General features: G+C 65.3%; 21 protein-coding genes. 18 read left to right on the plus strand and 3 right to left on the minus strand.

From position 1 onward, the window contains the following. Window positions 1-10: 10 nt before the first annotated feature. Window positions 11-784 carry a precorrin-3B C(17)-methyltransferase gene (gene cobJ / locus AC4FIJ_RS13795; protein WP_490337286.1) on the plus strand — a complete coding sequence of 258 codons (774 nt, stop codon included), beginning with the start codon at window positions 11-13 and terminating at the stop codon, window positions 782-784. On the opposite strand, the gene AC4FIJ_RS13800 is transcribed toward cobJ, so the two are convergent. Further along, on the minus strand, window positions 748-1,509 hold the full coding sequence (locus AC4FIJ_RS13800) for a cobalt-precorrin-6A reductase (RefSeq protein ID WP_490337283.1): 762 nt from the start codon (window positions 1,507-1,509) through the stop codon (window positions 748-750). The genes cobJ and AC4FIJ_RS13800 overlap by 37 nt on opposite strands. Window positions 1,510-1,516: 7 nt before the next feature. On the opposite strand from AC4FIJ_RS13800, the gene AC4FIJ_RS13805 reads away from it, so the two are divergent. The 16 genes from AC4FIJ_RS13805 (at window position 1,517) to AC4FIJ_RS13880 (ending at window position 15,334) form a co-directional block, all read left to right on the plus strand. Next, window positions 1,517-2,716, plus strand: coding sequence for a bifunctional cobalt-precorrin-7 (C(5))-methyltransferase/cobalt-precorrin-6B (C(15))-methyltransferase (locus AC4FIJ_RS13805; protein WP_011443998.1), 1,200 nt, complete (start codon window positions 1,517-1,519; stop codon window positions 2,714-2,716). Beyond that, window positions 2,713-3,093 carry a cobalamin biosynthesis protein gene (locus AC4FIJ_RS13810; RefSeq protein WP_011443997.1) on the plus strand — a complete coding sequence of 127 codons (381 nt, stop codon included), beginning with the start codon at window positions 2,713-2,715 and terminating at the stop codon, window positions 3,091-3,093. The genes AC4FIJ_RS13805 and AC4FIJ_RS13810 overlap by 4 nt, the downstream gene beginning before the upstream one ends. Beyond that, complete coding sequence (gene cobM / locus AC4FIJ_RS13815) at window positions 3,090-3,875, plus strand: precorrin-4 C(11)-methyltransferase (RefSeq protein ID WP_011443996.1); 786 nt, start codon at window positions 3,090-3,092, stop codon at window positions 3,873-3,875. Before AC4FIJ_RS13810 ends, cobM begins: the two co-directional genes overlap by 4 nt. Continuing rightward, complete coding sequence (locus AC4FIJ_RS13820) at window positions 3,872-5,206, plus strand: cobyrinic acid a,c-diamide synthase CobB (protein ID WP_011443995.1); 1,335 nt, start codon at window positions 3,872-3,874, stop codon at window positions 5,204-5,206. Before cobM ends, AC4FIJ_RS13820 begins: the two co-directional genes overlap by 4 nt. Then, the gene (cobF, locus tag AC4FIJ_RS13825) at window positions 5,203-5,967 is read left to right on the plus strand and encodes a precorrin-6A synthase (deacetylating) (protein WP_011443994.1); all 765 of its coding nucleotides are present in this window, start codon (window positions 5,203-5,205) and stop codon (window positions 5,965-5,967) included. Before AC4FIJ_RS13820 ends, cobF begins: the two co-directional genes overlap by 4 nt. Beyond that, on the plus strand, window positions 5,957-6,583 hold the full coding sequence (gene cobO, locus AC4FIJ_RS13830) for a cob(I)yrinic acid a,c-diamide adenosyltransferase (RefSeq protein ID WP_011443993.1): 627 nt from the start codon (window positions 5,957-5,959) through the stop codon (window positions 6,581-6,583). Before cobF ends, cobO begins: the two co-directional genes overlap by 11 nt. A 14-nt stretch (window positions 6,584-6,597) precedes the next feature. Continuing rightward, window positions 6,598-7,245, plus strand: coding sequence for a 5,6-dimethylbenzimidazole synthase (bluB, locus tag AC4FIJ_RS13835; protein ID WP_083455651.1), 648 nt, complete (start codon window positions 6,598-6,600; stop codon window positions 7,243-7,245). A gap of 25 nt (window positions 7,246-7,270) precedes the next feature. Next, window positions 7,271-7,678, plus strand: coding sequence for a DUF1636 domain-containing protein (locus AC4FIJ_RS13840; RefSeq protein WP_011443991.1), 408 nt, complete (start codon window positions 7,271-7,273; stop codon window positions 7,676-7,678). Next, complete coding sequence (gene cobT / locus AC4FIJ_RS13845; RefSeq protein WP_490337284.1) at window positions 7,675-8,691, plus strand: nicotinate-nucleotide--dimethylbenzimidazole phosphoribosyltransferase; 1,017 nt, start codon at window positions 7,675-7,677, stop codon at window positions 8,689-8,691. Before AC4FIJ_RS13840 ends, cobT begins: the two co-directional genes overlap by 4 nt. Continuing rightward, the gene (locus tag AC4FIJ_RS13850; RefSeq protein ID WP_011443989.1) at window positions 8,688-9,257 is read left to right on the plus strand and encodes a histidine phosphatase family protein; all 570 of its coding nucleotides are present in this window, start codon (window positions 8,688-8,690) and stop codon (window positions 9,255-9,257) included. Before cobT ends, AC4FIJ_RS13850 begins: the two co-directional genes overlap by 4 nt. Beyond that, complete coding sequence (locus tag AC4FIJ_RS13855) at window positions 9,254-9,994, plus strand: adenosylcobinamide-GDP ribazoletransferase (RefSeq protein ID WP_011443988.1); 741 nt, start codon at window positions 9,254-9,256, stop codon at window positions 9,992-9,994. The genes AC4FIJ_RS13850 and AC4FIJ_RS13855 overlap by 4 nt, the downstream gene beginning before the upstream one ends. Further along, entirely contained in the window at window positions 9,991-10,974 is a 984-nt protein-coding gene (cobD, locus tag AC4FIJ_RS13860; RefSeq protein WP_011443987.1) for a threonine-phosphate decarboxylase CobD, read from the plus strand. The genes AC4FIJ_RS13855 and cobD overlap by 4 nt, the downstream gene beginning before the upstream one ends. Then, window positions 10,967-11,917 (plus strand): adenosylcobinamide-phosphate synthase CbiB, encoded by a 951-nt coding sequence (cbiB, locus tag AC4FIJ_RS13865; protein WP_011443986.1) that lies wholly within the window; start codon window positions 10,967-10,969, stop codon window positions 11,915-11,917. The genes cobD and cbiB overlap by 8 nt, the downstream gene beginning before the upstream one ends. After that, window positions 11,905-13,392 (plus strand): cobyric acid synthase, encoded by a 1,488-nt coding sequence (locus AC4FIJ_RS13870; RefSeq protein ID WP_041549915.1) that lies wholly within the window; start codon window positions 11,905-11,907, stop codon window positions 13,390-13,392. The genes cbiB and AC4FIJ_RS13870 overlap by 13 nt, the downstream gene beginning before the upstream one ends. Then, complete coding sequence (cobU, locus tag AC4FIJ_RS13875) at window positions 13,389-13,916, plus strand: bifunctional adenosylcobinamide kinase/adenosylcobinamide-phosphate guanylyltransferase (RefSeq protein WP_011443984.1); 528 nt, start codon at window positions 13,389-13,391, stop codon at window positions 13,914-13,916. The genes AC4FIJ_RS13870 and cobU overlap by 4 nt, the downstream gene beginning before the upstream one ends. 764 nt (window positions 13,917-14,680) lie before the next feature. Continuing rightward, window positions 14,681-15,334: a ShlB/FhaC/HecB family hemolysin secretion/activation protein gene (locus AC4FIJ_RS13880; RefSeq protein WP_490337285.1), complete on the plus strand. Its 654-nt coding sequence runs from the start codon at window positions 14,681-14,683 to the stop codon at window positions 15,332-15,334. 41 nt (window positions 15,335-15,375) lie between these two features. Here AC4FIJ_RS13880 and AC4FIJ_RS13885 read toward each other — a convergent pair whose 3' ends face one another. Beyond that, window positions 15,376-15,765, minus strand: a complete 390-nt coding sequence (locus AC4FIJ_RS13885) for a type II toxin-antitoxin system death-on-curing family toxin (protein WP_185885926.1) — start codon at window positions 15,763-15,765, stop codon at window positions 15,376-15,378. Window position 15,766: 1 nt separating this feature from the next. Further along, window positions 15,767-15,994: an AbrB/MazE/SpoVT family DNA-binding domain-containing protein gene (locus AC4FIJ_RS13890; protein WP_185885927.1), complete on the minus strand. Its 228-nt coding sequence runs from the start codon at window positions 15,992-15,994 to the stop codon at window positions 15,767-15,769. Window positions 15,995-16,074: 80 nt separating this feature from the next. Between AC4FIJ_RS13890 and AC4FIJ_RS13895 the strand changes: the two genes are divergently transcribed. Beyond that, the coding region (locus tag AC4FIJ_RS13895; protein WP_490337287.1) for a tyrosine-type recombinase/integrase at window positions 16,075-16,534 on the plus strand (460 nt) is incomplete at its 3' end.

Here is a 16,534-nt window from a genome sequence, read left to right on the forward strand (position 1 = left end):
TGCCGGGGCCATGAGCGGCTGGCTGGCCATCGCCGGTCTGGGGCCGGGCGACGAGGCGCTGATTACGCCCGAAGTCACCGCCGCTCTGGCCGGGGCAAGCGATGTCATCGGCTATATTCCCTATGTCGCCCGGATCGCCCCGCGCGCCGGGCTGACACTGCATCCGTCCGATAACCGGGTGGAGCTGGACCGGGCCGCCCATGCGCTGGAACTCGCGGCGCAGGGGCGGCGCGTGGTGGTGGTATCATCGGGCGATCCGGGCGTTTTCGCGATGGCCGCCGCCGTGTTCGAGGCGCTGGAGGCAGGCCCGGCCCACTGGCGCGATCTCGACATCCGGGTGCTGCCCGGCATCACCGCGATGCTGGCCGCCAGCGCGCGGGCGGGGGCGCCGCTGGGTCATGATTTTTGCGCGATCAATCTGTCGGACAATCTCAAGCCGTGGAATTTGATCGAAAAACGGTTGCGGCTGGCGGCAGAGGCGGACTTTGCCATGGCCTTCTACAACCCGAGGTCAAAAGCCCGGCCCGAAGGTTTCGAACGTGTGCTGGAATTGCTGCGCGAAGTGTGCGGCCCGGATCGCCCGATCTTGTTCGCCCGCGCCGTATCGACGCCCGACGAGCAATTGCGGATCGTACCGCTGGGTCAGGCCCGTGCAGACATGGCCGACATGCGGACCATGGTGATCGTCGGATCAAGCCTGACGCGGATCATCGAACGGCCAAGTGGGCGAAAGCTCGGTCCGATCCTCTACACGTCGCGTTCGGCCTTGGGTTCGGCGTCATGACCCAGCCAGACCAGTACATCTTCCGGGCGATAGCATTCGGCCCGGCCCGGAACGGCAGGGCGATCAATCATCAGGACCGGCAGGCCCAGATCCCGTGCGGCGATCAGCTTGGCCTCTGCGCCTTGCCCGCCAGCGTTCTTGCACACCAACAGATCGATGGCGTGCGCCTCCATCAATGCGCTGTCGCCTGTGGCGGTGAACGGCCCGCGATCGACGATCAGGGTGTGATGGGGCAAGCCCGGCGGCTGGTCTGGCGCATCGACAAAGCGCAACAGATAATGATGCTGCGGCTGGGCAGCGAAGGCTGCCACATGCATCCGGCCCAGCGCCAGCATTACGCGGCGGGAGTGCCCGGCCAGCGCTGCCACCGCACCGTCGATGCTGGCAACGCGGGTCCAGCGGTCTCCGGCGACCGGTTGCCACGCCCGGCGGGTCAGCGCTACATGAGGCACTCCGGCCAGGCGGGCCGCCTCCACGGCATGGCTGCTCATCGTTGCGGCAAAGGGGTGGGTCGCGTCCACCAGATGAGTCACGCGGTGGTGGCGCAGATAATCGGCCAGCCCCGCCACACCGCCGAACCCGCCGACACGCACCGGCACCGGTTGAGCGCGGGGGTTTTCGGTCCGTCCGGCATAGCTGAGCGTCGTCGCAATGCCCCGCGCGCCAAGCAGGCGGGCAAGCGCGCTGGCCTCTGTCGTGCCGCCCAGCAGGAGGACGTTGGGCATGGCTGATATGGCTCCTGAAGCGTGGTTGACGATCATCGGCATTGGCGAGGACGGGCCGGACGGCCTTTCCGCCGCCGCCCGCACGGCGCTGGCGCAGGCCGGACTGGTCATGGGACCGGCACGGCACCTGTCGCTGCTGCCCGCGATTACCTGTACCATGATCGAATGGCCAGTACCCTTTGCCGATGGCATTGCCCTGCTGATGCAACATCGCGGGCAGCGGGTGGTGATGCTGGCATCGGGCGATCCGTTCTGGTTCGGGGCGGGAAGCAGTGTGGCGCGCCTGCTTGATCCGGGCGAATGGGTGGCGATCCCCGCGCCTTCCACTTTCACGCTGGCGGTTGCGCGGCTGGGCTGGCCGGTTCAGGATGTGGCCTGTCTTGGCCTCCATGCCGCGCCGTTAGATCGGCTCAAGCCCCACCTGGCACCAGGGCGGCGCGTCATTGCACTGTTGCGCGATGGCGCGGCGGTGGCCGCGCTGGCGGACTATCTGACCGGCCAAGGCTTTGGCGCGTCAGCGTTGCATGTGATGGAAGCGCTGGGCGGGCCGCGCGAACGGGTTCGCACCGCGCGCGCCGAGGGGCTGTCTTTCACCGACATCGCCCATCCGGTAGCGGCCGGGATCGAGTGTGCCGGGCATGGCCCGTCCTTGCCGCTGACGGCGGGCCGACCGGACCACTGGTTTGCGTCCGACGGGCAGTTGACCAAGCGTCCGGTACGCGCGCTGACGCTATCGGCGCTGGCCCCGTGTGCGGGTGAGCTGCTGTGGGATATTGGCGCGGGATCGGGATCGATCGGGATCGAATGGCTGCTGGCCCACCTGGCCAACCGGGCCTGTGCGATAGAGGCGGATCCGGTGCGCGCGGACCGTGTGCGGGCCAACGCCGCTGCGCTGGGCGTTGATCGGCTGAAAGTTGTCGTCGGGATTGCGCCGGATGCCCTGCCACCGGGACCATTGCCCGATGCGGTGTTCATCGGCGGTGGTTTATCGGAAGCCTTGCTGGACACGCTATGGGCACGTTTGCCCGCCGGAACGCGGCTGGTGACCAATGCGGTGACGCTGGAATCAGAAGCGCTGCTAGCCCGGTGGCATGGCCAGAAGGGCGGGAGCCTCCTGCGCATCGAACTGGCCGACGCCGCACCGCTGGGCAACCGGCACGGCTGGCGCGCGCGCTATCCGGTGGTGCAATGGAGCGTGACGCTGTGATCATCGCCGGGTTCGGCTTTCGGTCAGGCGTCGGCCTGCCTTCGCTGCGCGCGGCGTTCGCGCTGGCGGAGCAGGGGCAACCGCCGGTGACGCATCTGGCCACGGCGCAAGACAAGCTCGCAGCGCTGCTCCCTCTGGCCGAAGCGCTGGGCCTGCCGCTGATGGGCGTGGCGTCCGATGCACTGGCTGCCGTTTCCACCCCCACGCGCTCCATCGCCAGCCTGAACGCTCGTCACGTCGGCAGCGTGGCCGAAGCGTCCGCGCTTGCCGCTGCTGGCGCGGGTGCGCGCCTGCTGTCGCCGCGCCACATCTCCCCCGATCGCATGGCGACGTGCGCCATTGCTGCCAGTGTCAACCTTCAGGGAACCCCGACATGACCGTCCACTTCATTGGCGCCGGTCCCGGCGCGCCCGATCTTCTCACTTTGCGCGGACGCGATCTGATCGCGGGCAGCCCGGTGTGCCTTTATGCCGGGTCGCTGATCCCGGTCGCCGTGCTGGATCATTGCCCGCCGGGCGCCCGGATCGTGAACACCGCGCCGCTGGAACTGGACCAGATCATGGCCGAAATCGCCGCCGCCCATGCCGCCGGGCACGATGTGGCGCGGCTGCATTCGGGCGATCTTTCGGTGTGGTCTGCCATGGGCGAGCAGTTGCGCCGCCTGCGCGCGCTGGACATTCCCTTTACGATCACACCCGGCGTCCCGGCTTTCGCCGCCGCCGCCGCCGCGCTGGAGGCAGAGCTGACCCTGCCCGCGCTGGCGCAATCGCTGGTGCTGACCCGCACACCGGGCCGCGCCAGCACGATGCCGCCCGCCGAAAGCCTGGCCAACTTTGCCGTGACCGGCGCGACGCTGGCCATTCACCTTTCGGTTCACAATCTGGCGCAAGTGGTGGCGGACCTGACGCCGGCCTATGGCGCGGATTGCCCCGTCGCGGTGGTCTGGCGCGCCAGTTGGCCCGATCAGCGGATCGTGCGCGCCACGCTCGACACTATTGAACAGGCCATCGCCGGGAGCATGGAGCGCACCGCCCTGATCCTGGTCGGGCGGGTGCTGGCGGCGCAGGATTTTGCCGAAAGCAGCCTCTATGCGCCCGGTTATGATCGCCGGTTCAGGCCGCAGGATGCCACGTCACGTTTTGGCGGTGCGGCCGAATGAGCGCGCGCCACCAGACTCCGGGATTGATGATCGCCGCCCCCGCATCGGGCACAGGCAAGACCACGGTGATGCTGGGCCTGCTGCGCGCCCTGACCGAAGACGGGCTGGCGGTGCAGCCGTTCAAGAGCGGGCCGGACTATATCGACCCGGCGTTTCACCGCGCGGCGAGTGGCAGGCCGTCGTTCAATCTCGATAGCTGGGCGATGGAGGACGATCTGATCGCTGCCATTGCGGCGCAGGCCGGGGGCGCGGACATGGTGCTGGCCGAAGGGTCGATGGGGTTGTTCGATGGCGTGGCCAGCAAGGGTGCGTCGGGCAATGGTGCCAGCGCCGACATGGCCCGCCGGATGGGCTGGCCGATCGTGCTGGTGCTGGATGTGTCGGGGCAGGCGCAGTCCGCCGCCGCCACCGCGCTGGGGTTCAGCAGCCTTGATCCGGGGCTGCCATTTGCCGGGGTGATCCTGAACCGCGTGGCCAGTCCGCGTCATGAACGGCTGGTGCGCAAGGGCATGGAGGCGGTGGGCATTCCGGTGCTGGGCGCCCTGCCAAGGCGCGGCGACCTGACCCTGCCCGAACGCCATCTGGGGCTGGTTCAGGCGGTGGAGCATCCCGACCTTGATCGCGCGATTGCCGAGTTTGCAGCGTTCCTGCGCGCCCATGTCGATCTTGACGTTATTCGCCTTGCCGCTGGTGCCGCACCACAAGCCGACGGCGGCAACCTGCCTGCCCCTCCGGCCCAGCGGATCGCCATGGCGCGCGATGCGGCCTTTTCGTTCGTCTACCCGCATCTGATCGAAGGCTGGCGGCGCGCCGGGGCGGAGATCCTGCCATTCTCGCCGCTGGCCGATGAAGCGCCTGCCGCCCATGCCGATCTGGTGTGGTTGCCCGGCGGCTATCCCGAACTGCACGCCGGGACCATTGCGGCGGCTGCAACATTCCTGTCCGGCCTGCGCTGCCATGCGCAAACGCGGCCCGTGCACGGCGAATGCGGCGGCTATATGGTGCTGGGGCAGGGGTTGATCGACAAGAGCGGAGAACGGCACCGGATGGCCGGGCTGCTGGGGCTTGTCACCAGCCATGCCCAGCGCAAGATGCACCTTGGCTATCGCCATGCCGAACTGCTGGTGCCGGTATCGCGCCTTGCCGCCGGGACCAGGCTGCGCGGGCACGAGTTCCACTATTCAACCATTGCCGAACAGAGCGACGCGCCGCTGGCGCTTGTGACCGATGCCGAAGGCGCGGCGGTGGCCGAAAGCGGATCGCATCGCGGCCATGTCACCGGCAGCTATTTCCACATGATCGCGCCCGCTTCGTGCCGAGATGCCCAATGATCGACCTCCACCTGATCGGTATCGGCACTGGCAACCCCGATCACCTGACAGCGCAGGCTGTCGCGGCGATGAACCGTGCCGACCTGATCCTGTTGCCGCGCAAGGGGCAGGCCAAGTCCGATCTGATCGACCTGCGCCGGGAGATCTGCGCGCAGGTGCTGACGGGGCCAACGCGGATTGTGGAATTTGACTTGCCAGTGCGCGGCAATGGGGCCACTTATCTGGATGACGTCAACGCTTGGCATGATGCCATTGCCGATGCGTGGCGGGTGCAGATCGCCGAACATTTGCCCGGCGGTGGCAAGCTGGCGCTGCTCGTCTGGGGTGATCCCTCGCTGTATGACAGCACCTTGCGCATTGCTGACCGGCTGCGCAGCGCGGGGGTGGAAATCGCCGTGCGGGTGGTGCCGGGCATCACCAGTATTCAGGCGCTGACCGCTGCCCATGCCATGCCGTTGAACCCGCTGGCCGGCCCGGTGACGATCACCACCGGGCGGCTGCTGCGCGCCCATGGCTGGCCTGCCGGAGCCGACACGATTGTCGTGATGCTTGACAGCGGTTGCGCGTTCGAGGGGCTGCAACCGCAAGGCATCACCATCTGGTGGGGCGCTTATCTGGGCATGGCGCACGAGGCGCTGGAACAGGGCCCCCTGGCGCAAGCCGGTCCCCGGATCGCGTTGCGCCGGGCGGAACTGCGCGCGCGCCATGGCTGGATCATGGATGTCTATCTCATGCGAAGGGAATTGGCCGATGGAACCTGAAAACCAAGTAGAAGTTGCAGGCGGCGATGCCCGCCACGCCGAAAAGATGCGCAAGAAGCAGACCGCGCAGGCCAAGATCATGGCCAGCAAGACCCGCGAACAGGGCCTGCTGATCGTCCACACCGGCAAGGGCAAGGGCAAAACCAGCGCGGCGCTGGGCATGGTGGTTCGCGCCATTGGCCACGGCATGAAAGTGGGGGTGGTCCAGTTTGTCAAAGGGGCGATGAAAACGGGTGAAAAGGCCGTGTTCGATGCCTTTCCCGACAATGTCGAATTCAAGCCGATGGGCGAGGGTTTTACCTGGGACACGCAGGACCGCACACGCGATATCGCGGCCGCCCGCGCCGGCTGGGACGAGGTCAAGCGCATGATCGCCGATCCCAGCTATCACATGGTGCTGGCCGACGAACTGAACATCGTGCTGCGGTATGATTATCTGCCGGTCGATGAAGTGGTGGCGGTGCTGACCGCGCGCGACATGATGAAGCACGTTATCGTCACAGGCCGCAACGCCCCCGAGGCGCTGATCGAGGCGGCCGACCTTGTTACCGAAATGACCATGGTCAAGCATCCATTCCGCTCCGGCGTGAAGGCCCAGGCCGGCATTGAATTTTGACCGGGGATCGAGTTCTGAGCGCGGTCCCGCCTGTGTTCGGCGCGGAATTTGCGGAGCAATTCATGCAATTGCTGCGCTGGCGGCGCGATGTCCGGCATTTCGACCGCCGCGCCGTGGGCGAAGCGGACATGCGCGCGCTGCTGGCCTGTGCCTCGCTTGCGCCGTCGGTCGGCAATGCGCAGCCGTGGCGATTTGTGCGGGTGCGGACGCCTGACATCCGCGAGGCGCTGGCCGCCCATGCCGATGGGCAAAGTGCACAAGCGGCGGAGCGTTATGCCGGGCAGGCGCGGCACGATCACTACCTGTCGCTAAAGCTGCACGGCTTGCGTGAAGCGCCCGAACTGATGGCGGTGTTCTGCGATGAACTGCCCGAGGCGGGGCACGGCCTTGGCATTGCCACCATGCCTGAAATGCTGCGATATTCCTGTGTGCTGGCGATCCACAATCTCTGGCTCGCGGCACGGCTGCGCGGCATTGGCCTTGGCTGGGTGTCGATCGTTGATCCGCCTTTGGTTCAGGCCATGCTGGATGTACCCGCGCATTGGTCGCTGATCGCGCTGCTGTGCATTGGCTATCCGGCAGACACATCCGACACACCCGAACTGGAACGGCACGGTTGGCAACCGCGTGAACCGTGGAGCGACCGGGTGTTCGAACGATGATTTTCAATCAAAGGACCAGAAAACCATGCTGATACCCGTGGAGGACGGCCCCGCTATCGTGGCCTGCAACACTTGCCGCCATAGCGCCGATGCGCGTGAGGACTCCGCCGGGACGCGCGGCGGCGCGCAACTGGTGGCGGCGCTGCGACAGGTACAGGAGAGCGACGCGCGCTATGCCGGGGTGGCGGTGCAGGAGATGCCGTGCCTGTTCGCCTGCACCGATTTCTGCACAATCCACCTGCGCGCGCCCGGCAAGGTCGGCTATGTTCTGGGCCGGTTCACGCCGGACGAGGACGCCGCCACCGCCATTCTGGACTATGCGGTCCACTATGCCGCCAGCGAACATGGCCGGGTGCCGTTCAAGCAATGGCCGCAAGGCGTGAAGGGGCATTTCATAACCCGCACCCCGCCGCAGGGCTTCGTTGCGGAATGAGCCGGTTTGCGTCCCTTGCCGCCTTTGAAGCGGCGCTTGAGCGTTTGCCTGTGGCCGATGCGGACGCCATCACCGCTGCGCGGGCGCGGCAGGCCAGCCTGACCAAGCCCGCCGGATCGCTGGGGCGACTGGAAGACATCGCGGTGTTTATGGCCGGATGGCAGGGCACGGCGCAGCCGGTGATCGAACAGGGCCGCGCGGCGATCATTGCCGGGAATCATGGCTTCGTTGTCCACGGGGTCAGCGCCTTTCCCGCCAGCGTGACTGCCGCGATGGTCGGCAATTTCGCTGCCGGAGGTGCCGCCATCAACGCACTGGCCGGGGCCGCCGGACTTGATCTGCGGGTCATCGCACTCGATCTGGACCGGCCCACGGCGGACTTCACCATCGCTGCGGCAATGGACGAGACGGAGTGCCTTGCTGCACTTGCTGCCGGAGCGGCGGTGGTGGAGCCGGGGCTGCACCTGCTGGTCGTTGGCGAAATGGGCATTGGCAATTCAACCGCCGCCGCCGCGCTTTGCGCGCGCAGTTATGGCGGCAGTCCCGCGCAATGGGCCGGGCCGGGAACGGGCGTTGATGCGGGCGGAATTGCGCGCAAGGTAGCCGTGGTAGAGCGGGCGCTGGCCTTTCATGCCGATGCGCCGGACACCCCGTTTGAAATCCTGCGCCGGTTGGGCGGGCGCGAAATCGCAGGCGTTGCCGGGGCCGTGCTGGAGGCGCGCCGTCTGCGCATCCCGGTGGTGCTGGACGGGTTCATCAGTTGCGCCGCACTGGCGCCGCTGGCCGCCGCCGTTCCGGCGATCACCGATCATTGTCTGGCGGGCCATTGTTCGGCTGAACCGGGGCATATCCGCTTGCTGGAGCATCTGGGCCTTGATCCCCTGCTGTCGCTGGGGATGCGATTGGGCGAAGGCAGCGGCGCGGCGCTGGCCGTGTCGGTAATCCGGGCAGCGCTGGCCACGCACAACGGCATGGCCACTTTTGCGCAGGCCGGGGTGGCAGACGGCCTGTGAGCAGCTTTCCCCTTTATCTCCTGCGCCACGGTGAACCGGAAGGCGCGGGGCGGCTGATTGGTCTTACCGATGCGCCGCCTATTGCCGCCGGTATCGCGGCCTGCGCCGATCAGGCGCGGAATCTGGCGGCTGAAGTGCTGATCGCTTCCGACCTGTCGCGGGCGCGTTTGGCGGGCGAGGCCATTGCCCTTGCGACCGGTGTGCCGCTGTCAATCGATCCGCGCTGGCGCGAACTGGACTTTGGCGCATGGGACGGGATGGCTCCCGGCGATGTAGAAGGCGCGGCACTGGCGCGGTTCTGGGACGATCCCGATGGCCATGCGCCGCCCGGTGGAGAACGCTGGTCGGCGCTGGTGGAACGAGTATCCAGCGCCCTTGGCGATCTGGCCGCGCGGCCGACGCTGATCGTCACGCATGGAGGCGCGATGCGGGCGGCGCTGGCGGTGTTGTGCGGGTTTGACATGCACCAGACGTGGGCCGTTGACCTGCCCTACAATTGCCTGCTGACGTTGCGCGTCTGGCCCGGAGCAACCCCCACGGCACAGATCGCGGGGCTTTATCCGTGAGGGGCTTCATCATCGCCCTGCAATTCCTGACGCGGCTGCCTATGCCAGCTCCACTGCGGACAATCGTCGTGGATGATGCCGCGTTTGCCCGGTCGATGCGCTGGTTTCCCGCTGTAGGCCTGGTTATTGGTGCAGCGGTTGCGGGAGCCGCATGGGCAGGCGCGCTGGTCGATCACCGGCTGGGCGCATTAGCCGCACTGATCGTCTGGGTGGGCGTGACCGGCGCGCTGCACCTTGATGGCCTGGCCGACCTCGCCGATGCCAGCGGCGCGGCGCATAAAGATCGCGAGCGGCTGCTGGCCGTTCTGGCCGATCCCCATGTCGGCAGCTTCGGCGTTGTCGCGATTGTGCTCCAACTGCTGAGCAAGTTGGTGCTGCTGGATATGCTGGTGGATGCACGGGCGTTTGGCGCGCTGGTACTGGTGCCGTTTGCCGCGCGCATCGGCCCGCTGGTGTGGACATGGTGGCTGATGCCGCTGCATCAGGGGCTGGCGGCTCGATTCCGTTCCGCCATCGGCCCGATCGATCTTGCGGGCTGGGCGGCCGCGCTGGCAGCGGCGGCGTGGTTCACTCCGGCGCTGCTTGTCACACCATTACTCGTTCTGTGGTGGGGGTGGCACGTGCGCCGCGCGTTGGGCGGGATTTCCGGCGATGGCCATGGTGCAGGCATCGAGTTGATCGAAACCGGCTTGCTGCTGAGCGTGGCAATCACGGGCCTATGGATACACACGACATGAACAGCTTCAGTTTTCACGGCGGCAGGTTGGCCGATGCCATGGCGCAGTTCGGCATGGGCAAGGCGCCGTGGATCGACCTGTCCACCGGCATCAATCCGCATGGCTGGCCCGGCGCGGACAATCTGGCAGTGGACTGGCAGGCGCTGCCCGACACCGGCGCGCTGAACGATCTGGAGGCCGCTGCCGCCGCCTGTTTCGGCACTGACCCAGCCCATGTCTGTGCCGTACCAGGCACGGAGATCGGCCTGCGGATGCTGGGTGACATCCTGCCCGGCGCTGCCATCCACGCCCAGCCCAGCTATCGCACCCATGGCGAAATGATTCCCCGCAGCCGCCCCGTAGCCCTGACCGAGCTGACCGGAACGGAGGAGGCGACCATCATCCTTGCCAATCCCAATAACCCCGATGGCCGGATCATGTCGCCTGCCACCCTGCTTGGCTGGCTGGCGGCGCGGCGCGACAGCGCAGCGTGGCTGGTCGTGGACGAAGCCTTTGCCGATGCCGCCCCGCACAGCAGCCTTGCCGCCCATGTGCAGGACGGACAGCGGCTGATTATCTTCCGCTCGTTCGGCAAATTCTTCGGGCTGGCCGGGGTGCGGCTCGGCTTTGTGCTGGGACCGCGCGCGCTGATCGCGCAATATCGGCAGCGGCTGGGCAGTTGGCCGCTATCGGCAGCGGCGCTGGCCATCGGCACAGCGGCATATCAGGATGTGGACTGGACAGCCGCCATGCGGATGGCCTTGCGTGAACAGGCGGATGCGCTGGACGCGGTGCTGGCGCGGCGGGGCTACAGCGCGATAGGTGCTTGCCCGCTGTTCCGGCTGATCGAAACGGACGATGCCGCCGCGCTGTTCGAACGCCTTGCGCGCCATTCCATCCTGACGCGGCCGTTCGATTACGATCCGCGCTGGCTGCGCCTGGGCCTGCCCGCCGACCGACAGGCGCTGGATCGCCTTGATGCGGCGCTGGCTGATGATTGATCTGACTGCTTTCCTGGCCTTGGTGCTCGACGCGGCAGTGGGCTGGCCTCAGCCGCTGTATCGCCGGATCGGCCATCCTGTGGGCATCTTTGCGCGGATTATCGCCGCGCTGGAACGGCGCTGGAATGTCCCCTCGCGTTCCGATGGACAGCGGCGCATGGCCGGGGCGGTCACCGTCCTGATCCTGCTGGGTATGGCGGGCGGTGCGGGCTGGGTGCTGCAAAGTCTGCTCGTGGCAATCGCCGGGCCTTGGGCCTGGCCCCTGATCGCTGTGCTGGCCTGGCCGGGTCTGGCGCAGCGCAGCCTGTACGACCACGTCCGCCTCGTTGCCGATGCGCTGGAGCGGCAGGATCTGCCCGCCGCGCGCGCCACAGTCGGCATGATCGTTGGCCGCGATACAGCCGCGCTTGATGACGCGGGTGTTGCCCGCGCGGCGATCGAGAGTCTGGCGGAAAGTTTCTGCGACGGGGTGGTCGCGCCGTTGTTCTGGCTGCTGGTGCTGGGGCTGCCCGGTATCTGGGCCTATAAGGCGATCAACACCGCCGACAGCATGATTGGGCACCGCGAGGAGCGATGGCGCGCCTATGGTTGGGCTGCGGCCCGCACCGACGATGCGATGAACCTCATTCCAGCGCGCCTGTCGGGATTGCTGATCTGCCTGTGCGGCGGGGGTGGCTGGCGGATATTGTGGCGCGATGCGTCCAGGCACGCCTCGCCCAATGCGGGCTGGCCCGAGGCCGCGATGGCTGGGGCGCTGGGGCTGCGCCTGGCTGGGCCAATCGCTTATGACGGGATTCTTTCGGACAAGCTCTGGATTGGGGAGGGAGACCGCCCGGCCCGGACAGAGGATATTTGGCGCGGATTGGGCATCTACGCCCGTGCATGTCTGTGCCTGTGGTTCATGGCGGCCGGTATTGCAGGAGGTGCAGCATGGGCGCTATAATGCTTCAGGGCACCGGCTCTGATGTGGGCAAATCCGTGCTGGTGGCGGGGCTGTGCCGCGCCCTGGTGCAGCGGGGTTTGCGGGTCTTGCCGTTCAAGCCGCAGAACATGTCGAACAATGCTGCCGTCACCAGCGATGGCGGCGAGATCGGCCGGGCGCAGGCCTTGCAGGCAATCGCCTGCAAGGTGGAGCCGCATACCGACATGAATCCGGTGCTGCTGAAACCGCAGGCCGACCGCACATCGCAACTGATCGTGCATGGTCGGGTGCGCGGCACATTGGGCGCGGGCAATTTTCGGCAGGCACGGGGCGCGCTGCTCGGCGAAGTTCTGGCCAGCTATAACCGGCTCCGCCGGGCGTGCGACATCGTCGTTGTCGAGGGTGCCGGCTCTCCTGCGGAAATCAACCTGCGCGCTGGCGACATCGCCAATATGGGCTTTGCGCGAGCGGCAGGCGTGCCCGTCGTGCTGGTCGGCGATATTGATCGCGGCGGAGTCATTGCCGCCATCGTTGGCACGAGAACGATCATCGACCCCGCCGACACGGCGATGATCCAGGGTTTCATCATCAACAAGTTTCGGGGGGATCCCGCCCTGTTCGCCGATGGCTACGCCCAGATCGAAAGCCTCTCAGGCTGGCGCGGCTTCGGCGTTGTCCCATGGTTGAGCGCGGCGGCGCGGCTCCCCAGCGAGGATGCCGTGGTGCTGGAGAGCGGCAAGGCGCGGGCTGAAAGCCGCAAGCTGATCGCCTGTCCGATCCTGCCGCGCATATCTAATTTCGATGACCTCGATCCGCTGAAGCTCGAACATGGTGTGGACCTGCACATGGTTCCGCCCGGCCAGCCGATCCCGGCAGAGGCCGCACTCATCATCCTGCCCGGGTCAAAGTCGACAATCGCCGATCTGGCCGCTCTGCGTGCAGAGGGCTGGGACATCGATATTTTTGCGCATCACCGGCGCGGCGGGCTGATCCTTGGGCTTTGCGGTGGTTACCAGATGCTCGGCAAAAGCATCGCCGATCCCGATGGGTTTGAAGGTTCGGCCAGCGCTGCCAGCGGCCTTGGCCTGCTTGATGTTGAAACGACCTTGCACGCGCACAAGGCGTTGCGTCCGGTCAGCGGGCTGGCGATGGGCGCGCCATTCCAGGGATATGAAATGCACATGGGGCAAACCAACGGGCCGGATACGGAACAGCCCTTCGCCGTTTTCGCCGATGGCCGCCGCGATGGCGCGATAAATGCGGGCGGCACGGTGTTTGGTTCCTATGTCCACGGCCTGCTGGCTGATGCGGAGCTGCGCCGGGCGCTGCTGTCGCGCATGGATGTAGAAGCCGGGGGCGTGGACTATGGCGCCTCTGTCGAGGCGGCGCTGGACGAGATCGCAGCCGCGCTTGAGGAGCATCTCGATATTGACGCGCTGGTGGCGCTGGCCATGGCGGAGAGACCCGCTTCCGTCCCGGCGGGAGATAGCGCATGAGCAGCGCCTTGTCCCACTTGCTGGTGCTGGGCGGCGCGCGTTCGGGCAAGAGCCGCTATGCGCAAGGCAGGGCAGAGGCCCTGGCGGGTGAACTGATCTATCTGGCCTCAGCCCAGGCCTTCGATGACGAGATGCGCGAGCGGATTGCCCTGCACCGTGCCGATCGTGGGCCGCGCTGGTCAACCGTCGAGGCCCCCCTGGAACTGGCGGAGGCGATCACGGTATATAGCACGCCCGAGACGGTGGTGCTGGTCGATTGCCTGACGCTGTGGGCTTCGAACCTGATGCTGGCGGAACGCGATACGGCTGCCGCTACGGAAGGACTGACGCGCTCGCTTTCAGCCGCACGGGGGCCGGTCATTCTGGTCGCCAACGAAGTGGGTCTGGGCATTGTACCCGACAACGCCCTTGCCAGAAGGTTTCGCGATGTTGCGGGCCGCATCAATCAGGAAATAGCGGCATTGGTTGAAGAGGCAGTCATAATGTTCGCCGGCCTTCCCTTGACGCTGAAACCTAAAGGATGAGCGGCTAGCCATACCACTTGCCACTGTGCAACTCGTGGGGGCAGGTGGTATGGAGCAAAGCCAGATCCAGCGTGTCGGTGAGGCCGCCGGCCATCATTGTGGTGCACAGCTGCCACTAGATGATGTAGCGGGAATAACGGTGTCTGCGGCTCGCTGATTAGCGACTAGGCCTTCGGACGCGGGGATCCCCGACCGCAGAGGTAATCACCGAAGTGCGCCAGTGCTCGACTGTCGACCGGTTTTGACAGCCTGGCCCGTTTTTTGTCCCGGTGTTGACACCTGAGCCGGAAACCTTTTGCCCCAGACCCCCATCCGCCCCATCTCACGCTAGCTAAGGCGGGTTGCGGCGAAGCCTGCCGTTTGAGCGGCGCACGTCGAACGGCAGCATTGTCCCACCTCAGGTCATAAGCAGAATGTCTGCTCATTGGTTTGCCATGATCTCGGTTGAGCGACTTGAATGGGCGCGTTGCTGCCTCGGCGGCGTGCTCCACGGACCGCAGCTATTGCGCGGCGACATTTACGATGGCCAGGCCACCGTAATTTGCCGCGCTACAAGCTATAGCCGCGCCTTGGACCAGAATGGGAACGGCAGCTTCCACCAGAATCCACCGTTCAAAGGGAACGGATGACGCGTCGCAAATTGCCGTTCGCTTATCCTTTTGGGCTTAGCGTACGTTTACGACTAGATTCTGCGATGCCCCCATCAAGGGCTGCAGTTCGGCTTCGATTTCAAGCGGACCGACAATAATCTGGAATTCTCCGGCTTGCGGCTGCTCGATTCCGCTGTCGAGATCTTCCAGTTTCCGTTGATCTACACGGCCAATATTCCTGACGATGCCGGTGAAACCGAAGTGCAAGTTACTGCGGTATGGTCTCCCGGCAATATCACCGCGCATAATAACGACAATGCATTTGCCGATCTGATCGCCTTTTCCGACGCGATCTATGCCTATTCGCGATTTTCCGTCACCCGTACCACGCGGCTCCCCTATGGAATGAGCGCGGTGACAAGGGCGATGGCGCAATTCGCCAGTACCAACCTGCCCTATAGCGAACAGATCGGCGGCGGCGGGATTGGCAGCGTGCGCGGTTATGACACCAATACGGCATTGGGCAGTCAGGGCATGGTGCTCAGTCAGGAAATCCGCTCGCCAGCCTTCAGCCTGTTTGGCGACGAAGGCGATTTCAGGGACCAGATGCAACTGGGCGCGTTCATCGATTATGCATGGCTGCGCCAGCCCCATCGCATTCCCGATACAGAGCGGACCGAGAAGATGTTGAGCGTGGGCGGCGGCGTTCATTATCTGGTCGGACGTTACCTCGATCTTCAACTCGAGGTCGGCACCCAGTTGAAGGCCCCACCCGGATCCGACGACCGCGATACCCGCGCTGCTATCGTCGCAACTGTCAGCTATTAGCTACACCACATCTCTCGGATATCGACTGCTGTGTTAGCGGCCTACGCTCGTCTTTCAGTCAACCAATCCGATATGGCTGCTTCATCAAGTTCACCAGCGGCAAGCTGCAGGACCATCCGAACAGCGTCTTCGGGAGCATAAACAATTTCGACGCCGTTCAAAACGAGGAACAGCCGTGCGAGAACCCAGGCGGTCCGCTTGTTGCCATCCGTGAAGGGATGATTGCGCGCTAGGCCATAAGCATATGCAGCAGCGAGCTTGCACAGATCCGCCTCGCCATAGGCCCACTGATTGCGAGGACGCGCCAAGGCAGATTCCAATGCATCCGCATCGCGCAGGCCGATGGGGCCGCCATGCTCAGCCAGTTGCCGATCATGGATGGCAAGCGCCAACTCGGCCTCGATCCAGACCGGTTCGGGTGATTGTGCCATGTTACTTCGCTAGAGCGCGCAGGATATCCCGGTCTTCACGCATGATCCGTTCTGCCAAAGCCATTTTGGCTTCGAATGAAGGATCTGCAGCGGTAATGCGAATACCTTCCGGCGTTTCCGAAACGTAGAGTGTATCGCCCACGCCTGCACGCAGCTTTGCAAGGAGCTCCTTGGGGAGGACAACGCCGGCAGAGTTGCCGATCTTGGTGATCTTCAGACTTGCGTTCATACGGTCGTTATAACATGCGGTGCGCCAAGCTCAAGCAAGCTATCATCCCGATGGCCAATATCGGCCACTGGAGAAGTGCCATGGGACATTCAGATCTAGACCCCGCCATTCACGATCGGCGGCCTTGGAATGCAGGACAGACTATCGGTCCTAAACGTCCGCTGAAACCGAGAGATATCTGGGCTATTCGGTTCTTCCTTGATGAGCACAAGCGAATACGAGATCGAGCTTTGTTCGACCTCGCCATCGACAGCAAACTGCGAGGCTGTGATCTTGTGAAAATCCGGATCGGCGACTTGGTAAGCGGTTGTGCCGTTCGTAATCGAGCAACCGTCATTCAGCAGAAGACGCGACGCCCCGTCCAGTTCGAGATCATGACGGAGGCGCGAAAGAGCCTGACCGTTTGGCTTGAGCGACGGGGAGGATCATTCCTCAATTTCGTGTTTCCAAGCAGGATCGACTATCAGGGTCATCTGAGTACGAGGCAATATGCGCGGCTTGTCGATGAATGGGTTTCGACGGTCGGGCTCGACAAGCGGG

Source organism: Croceicoccus sp., assembly GCF_983967925.1.